Genomic DNA, 239 nt, shown 5'->3' on the forward strand with positions numbered 1-239 from the left:
TGATCAGGTCCTTCTTGCGGTCGGCCAGGGCCTGTTCGTATGGCTCGCTGCGCAGTGCCAGCAGGAAGGCATACGCCGCTTACCACAGGTAAGGCACCAGGATCATCGAGGTGGCGAGGTAGATCAGGCTGGTATAGGTGCCGGCCGAAAACAGGGTGATCAGCAAGAACCCCTGGATCATGCAGTTGGTCAGCCACAGCGCATTGGCAGGCACGTGGTTGGCGTTTTCCTTGGCCAGA

Annotated in this window: 1 pseudogene; it reads right to left on the reverse strand. The window is 59.4% G+C overall.

Annotation, left to right across the window (positions count from 1 at the left end):
* Window positions 1–82 precede the first annotated feature (82 nt).
* Window positions 83–239 (reverse strand): annotated as a pseudogene (locus J5M56_RS26450) (arginine-ornithine antiporter); the annotation flags it as partial.

The sequence above is a fragment of the Pseudomonas sp. 51_B genome (assembly GCF_017491595.1).
Classification (GTDB): domain Bacteria; phylum Pseudomonadota; class Gammaproteobacteria; order Pseudomonadales; family Pseudomonadaceae; genus Aquipseudomonas; species Aquipseudomonas promysalinigenes.